Source organism: Stappia sp., assembly GCF_048261845.1.
Taxonomy (GTDB): domain Bacteria; phylum Pseudomonadota; class Alphaproteobacteria; order Rhizobiales; family Stappiaceae; genus Stappia.
In genome coordinates this window covers 1-5032 of the sequence record NZ_JBLXFR010000132.1, presented here as the reverse complement: position 1 = coordinate 5032, position 5032 = coordinate 1, and the positions used below count along the sequence as shown (strand labels likewise).

The 5032-nt window shown below is 64.9% G+C and carries 6 protein-coding genes; 1 reads left to right on the top strand and 5 read right to left on the bottom strand.

Translation table 11 applies throughout. The annotated features are described in order from the left end of the window. The 4 genes from ACN0T5_RS21840 to ACN0T5_RS21825 form a co-directional block, all read right to left on the bottom strand. A partial coding sequence (locus tag ACN0T5_RS21840) for a metal ABC transporter permease (RefSeq protein WP_417770713.1) occupies positions 1–537 on the bottom strand: 537 nt, incomplete at its 3' end. After that, on the bottom strand, positions 534–1421 hold the full coding sequence (locus tag ACN0T5_RS21835) for a metal ABC transporter permease (RefSeq protein WP_417770712.1): 888 nt from the start codon (positions 1419–1421) through the stop codon (positions 534–536). The genes ACN0T5_RS21835 and ACN0T5_RS21840, both read right to left, overlap by 4 nt. After that, complete coding sequence (locus tag ACN0T5_RS21830; RefSeq protein WP_417770711.1) at positions 1418–2356, bottom strand: manganese/iron ABC transporter ATP-binding protein; 939 nt, start codon at positions 2354–2356, stop codon at positions 1418–1420. The genes ACN0T5_RS21835 and ACN0T5_RS21830 overlap by 4 nt, the downstream gene beginning before the upstream one ends. After that, entirely contained in the window at positions 2353–3264 is a 912-nt protein-coding gene (locus ACN0T5_RS21825) for a metal ABC transporter substrate-binding protein (protein WP_417770710.1), read from the bottom strand. The genes ACN0T5_RS21830 and ACN0T5_RS21825 overlap by 4 nt, the downstream gene beginning before the upstream one ends. Before the next feature lie 213 nt (positions 3265–3477). Here ACN0T5_RS21825 and mnmH point away from each other — a divergent pair, with 213 nt between their 5' ends. Beyond that, on the top strand, positions 3478–4554 hold the full coding sequence (mnmH, locus tag ACN0T5_RS21820; protein ID WP_417770709.1) for a tRNA 2-selenouridine(34) synthase MnmH: 1077 nt from the start codon (positions 3478–3480) through the stop codon (positions 4552–4554). Here mnmH and ACN0T5_RS21815 read toward each other — a convergent pair. After that, positions 4530–5000: an AIR synthase-related protein gene (locus tag ACN0T5_RS21815; protein WP_417770708.1), complete on the bottom strand. Its 471-nt coding sequence runs from the start codon at positions 4998–5000 to the stop codon at positions 4530–4532. The two genes, mnmH and ACN0T5_RS21815, sit on opposite strands and share 25 nt — an antisense overlap. Positions 5001–5032: the final 32 nt, after the last annotated feature.

Sequence of the window (5032 nt, the reverse complement as noted above, 5' to 3'; positions counted from 1 at the left end):
GCCGTAATGCAGCCACTCCACCGGCAGACCCGAGGCGCGGGCCTGCCCGGGGTCAAAGGCGTGAAGCAGCAGGTCACGCCATTTCAGCAACAAGAGGGCGCTGACCACCAGCGCGATCAGCCCCGCGGTCCAAAGGTCGCCGGTGCCGACACCCAGCATGTTGCCGAAAAGGATGTGATCAAGATGCGCATCCGTCTCGATCGAGGTGTAGAGCACGATGCCAAGCGCGAACATGCCCGAGAAGACGACGCCCATGACGGTGTCCTGTTTCACCCGGCTGTTGTTGGCCAGGTAGCCGGTCAGCACCGCGCAGCCCATGCCGGCGGCAAAGGCTCCGACGATCAGCGGGATGCCGGCGATGTAGGCCAGTACGATACCCGGCAGGACCGCGTGACTGATCGCGTCGCCCATCAATGCCCAGCCCTTGAGCACGAGAAAGCAGGACAACAGCGCCGTCGGTGGTGCCACGATCAGGCAGATGAGAAAGGCATTCTGCATGAAAGGAAACTGGAACGGCAGAAGCAGGCTCTCGATCATGGCCGCTCTCCCTGCACGCTGCTGCGGGCGCGCCCGCGGGCCAGGGCCTCGGCAGCGCGGGCGCGCCCGGCCAGCATCCCGTGCTTGGGCGCGAAAAGGAAAGTCGCCAGGAACAGACCGGTTTGCAGCAGAACGATCACGCCGCCGGTTGCGCCGTCGAGGAAATAGCTGATGTAAGCGCCGATCGCGCTTGTCACGGTGCCGATGGCAACCGAGATCCAGATCAGCCGGTCGAAACGGTCGCACAAGAGGTAGGCAGTGGCGCCCGGCGTCACCACCATCGCGATGACGAGGAAGGCGCCGACGGTCTGCATCGCCGCCACGATCGATGCCGACAGCAACACGAAGAACACCGCTTTCAGAAAGTCGGGCCGCAAGCCGATCGAACGCGCGTGATTCTCGTCGAAGAATGTGACCATCAGGTCCTTCCAGCGTGCAAGCAGCACGGCAAGCGAGACGAAGCCGATGATCGCCAGTTGCAGCGTGTCGCCGGGCGTGATGGCCAGGATATTGCCCATGGTAATCGTCTGGATCGAGATCGCCATCGGGTTGATCGAAACCAGGAACAGCCCAAGGCCGAAGAAACTGGTGAAGATCAGCCCGATTACCACGTCCACCTTCAGCCCCGACCGGTCCGACAGGAACAGCATCGCCCCCGCGGCCAGCCCCCCGGCGACGAAGGCCCCAAGCGCGAAGGGAAGACCCAGCATGTAGGCTCCGGCGACACCCGGCACGACCGAGTGGGACAGCGCGTCGCCGATCAGCGACCAGCCCTTGAGCATCAGGTACGCCGACAGGAAAGCGCAGACGCCGCCCACCAGCGCCGAAACCCAGATCGCGTTGACCATGTAGCCGTATCCGAACGGCTCGAGCAAAGCGCTCATTCGCGGCCTCCCGTGCCGTCCGGCTCTCCATCGTCGCTTTGCCGGTGGGTAAGGTCGCCGTATTGAACGAAGGGGCGCTCGTCGTCGGTAAGGATGGTGATCGCGCGCGGATCGTCGTCGTCGTGCAGCACATCGCCGCCAAGGGACACGTGGCGCAGCACGCCGCCGAAGGCCGCCTCGAGATTGGCGCGGGTGAATACCTCTTCGGTCCGGCCATGCGCGAGGACCGTGCCCTTGACGAGGATCGTGCGGTCGCAGAATTCGGGGACCGAGCCAAGGTTGTGGGTCGAAACCAGCATGACACGGCCCTCGGCGCGCAATTCGCGCAACAGCGTAACGATTTGCTCTTCGGTCTTCACGTCGACCCCAGTGAAAGGCTCGTCCAGCAGGATTACCTGTCCTTCCTGAGCCAGCGCACGCGCGAGGAAGACGCGCTTGCGCTGGCCGCCGGAAAGCTCTCCGATCTGGCGGTCGCGGTAATCGCTCATGTTGACGCGGTCCAGCGCTTCGGCGACGGCCGCGTGATCGGCGGCGCGGGCGCGCCGCAACAGGCCCATGTGGCCGAAGCGGCCCATCATCACCACGTCTTCGACAAGTACGGGAAAGGCCCAGTCCACCTCTTCGGCTTGCGGCACATAGGCGACGAGGTTGTCGCGCAATGCCTGTTTGACGCTACGCCCCAGCAGGCGAATCTCGCCGCTGGCTGCGGGCACGAAGCCCATGATCGCCTTGAACAGGGTCGATTTCCCGGCGCCGTTCACCCCGACCAGCGCGGTCACCGTGCCGCGCGGAATGTCGAAGCTGGCGTCGAAAAGCGCGGTATGACCATTGCGATAGGTCACCGTAACATCGCGGGCGTGGATGCCGCCGCCGATGGCCTCCGCATCCCAGGGATCGCCCGTGCCCGGGGTTTCTAACGCAGAGTGGCGCATCATCCCTGCTCCTCCGTGCCGGTCAATCCGCGCACGATGGTCTCGGAGGTGACGCGCAGCAGGTCAAGGTAGGTGGGCACTGGCCCGTCCGCCTCGGACAGGCTGTCGACGTAAAGCTCGCCGCCAAAGACCGCGCCGGTTTCGCGCGCGACTTGTTGAGCCGGGGCAGAGCTGACGGTGCTTTCGCAAAAGACCGCGGGAATGTCATTGGCGCGAACTCCGTCGATGACCGCGCGCACCTGTTGCGGCGTGCCGACCTGGTCGGCGTTGATCGGCCAGAGATAGAGTTCCCTTAAACCGAAGTCCCGGGCAAGATAGCTGAAGGCGCCTTCGCAGGTTACCAGCCAGCGCCGCTCTTCGGGAATGTCGCGCAGCGCGTCGCGCAACGGCTCGATCGTGGCACGCAGGCGATCACCATACTCTCGGGCGTTGTTTGCGTAGGTCTCGGCATTATCGGGGTCCTGGGCGCTAAGCGCCTCGCGGATGTTGTCGATGTACACCAGCGCGTTGTCGAGGCCCATCCAGGCATGCGGGTTCGGTTTGCCCGAATAGCTGCCCTCGGCGATGTCGATCGGCTCTATCCCGTCGGAAAGCACGGCGACGGGAATCTCGCCGAGATTATGGAAGAACTGCTCGAACCAGAGTTCGAGGTTGAGTCCGTTCCACAGGATCAGGTCGGCATCATGGGCGCCGACGATATCACGAGGCGTCGGCTGGTAGCCGTGGATCTCTGCACCGGGCTTTGTCACCGATACGACCTCGGCGGCATCGCCGGCGACGTTGCGGGCCATGTCGGCCAGAACGGTGAAGGTTGTTACCACCTTCAGCTTTTCCTTCGCCCAGCCGGTGCCGGGTAGCCCAAGCGCGAGAGCCAGCACGGCCGTGGTGAAAAGGCGGGAAAAAGGGGTCATGCTACGTGGTCTCTCCATTCGATGCGCCTTATGCAAATGCGAACCAGTCGCAAAAGTCAAGCGGGTGCGGCAGGGTGGAAGGCCAACGCCCTGAGATGACCGCGGGTTTCAGCCGAAACCGCGATTCCGACGCGGACCGAACGCTTCATACAACGCGCGCGCAGGCGGCAAGCCCCTTTCACCGCCGCCGCCGACGCGCTAGAGACTTCGCGCATGGCACGCGCGTTCAAAGACCTGTCCAGTCTCATGGACCACGGTTTCGACACCGTTATCGACGTTCGCAGCCCGGCCGAATTCGCCGAGGATCACCTGCCGGGCGCCATAAACCTACCGGTTCTCGACAACGACGAGCGCGCCGAGGTCGGCACGATCTACGTCCGGCAAAGCCAGTTCCTCGCCCGCAAGATCGGCGCCGCCAAGGTGTTCCGCAACGCCGCCGCCCATATCGCCGGGCCGCTGCGTGACCGCGACGGCGGCTGGCGGCCTTTGGTCTATTGCTGGCGAGGGGGTCAGCGGTCGGGCGCATTCGGATGGATGCTGAGCCAGATCGGCTGGCGCGCCGAGACCATCGAGGGCGGGTATCAGGCCTACCGGCGTCTCGTTCACGCGATGCTCTACGAAACCGCCCTGACGCATCGGATTGCCGTGCTCGACGGTTATACCGGTACCGCCAAGACCGAGATCCTGGTGCATCTGGAGCGGCTGGGAATGCAGGTGATCGACCTCGAGGGACTTGCCAATCACCGAGGGTCGCTTCTGGGCGCGCGGGATGAGGGGCAACCGAGCCAGAAAATGTTCGAAAGCCGCCTTGCCGCGCGCCTGCTGGCCCTCGATCCAGCGAAGATCACGCTGGTTGAAGGGGAGTCGAGCAAGATTGGGAACATCATCATCCCGCGCAATCTCTGGGCGCTGATGAAGACCGCGCCGCGGGGCGAGGTCACGGTCCCGATCGAGGCGCGCACCGCCTACTTGCAGCGCGCCTATGCCGACATCCTTGCCGATGGCGAGAGGATGGCCGAGCGCCTGTCGCACCTGCGGCGCTTTCGCGGACATGAGATCGTCGACGGCTGGCTCGAGATGATCCGCAAGGGCGATCGCGCGGGCCTGGTGCGCGCGCTGGCCGAGCAGCATTACGACCCGGCCTACGATACCTCGCGCGGCGCGACCCGGCGCAATCGTCGCGCACAGGTTCGCGCGCGCAGCCTCGACAGCGAGGGGCTGGAAGCGGCGGCACAAGAGATCGTGGAAGCGGTGGAGGGTTTCACCTATCCGCCGCGCGTCATGATCTGACCTGCATCTTCGGTCATGCGCCCGATAATCCGGGCGGGATACCCGGCCTTGATCAGCCCGGCCAGGATGTCATCTGCCGCATTGGCGGCAACCGAAGCCAATAGGCCACCGGCGGTCTGCGGGTCGAACAGGATGGCAGCAATGCCCTCTGGCGCAATTCCCGGCACGAGCGCGGCGTTCTGCGGAAACAGTGTCGAGTTTATGCCATCGCTTTGTAGTGGAGCCGCGCCGTCCATCACCGGCAGCGCGCCAAGGTCGATCTCCGCGCCGGTGCCCGAGGCCTCGCAGATGCCGAGCAGGTGACCGCCCAGGCCGAAGCCGGTGACATCGGTCATCGCGTGTGCGCCCGCAAGGAGGCGCGATGCCTCGCCCTGGCCCTGCAGCATTGCGTCTATTGCCGACGCCACCCAGGCGCCACGGGCCAGCCCGCGCATCTCGGCGGCCATGATCACGCCGCTCCCCAGTGGTTTGGTCAGCA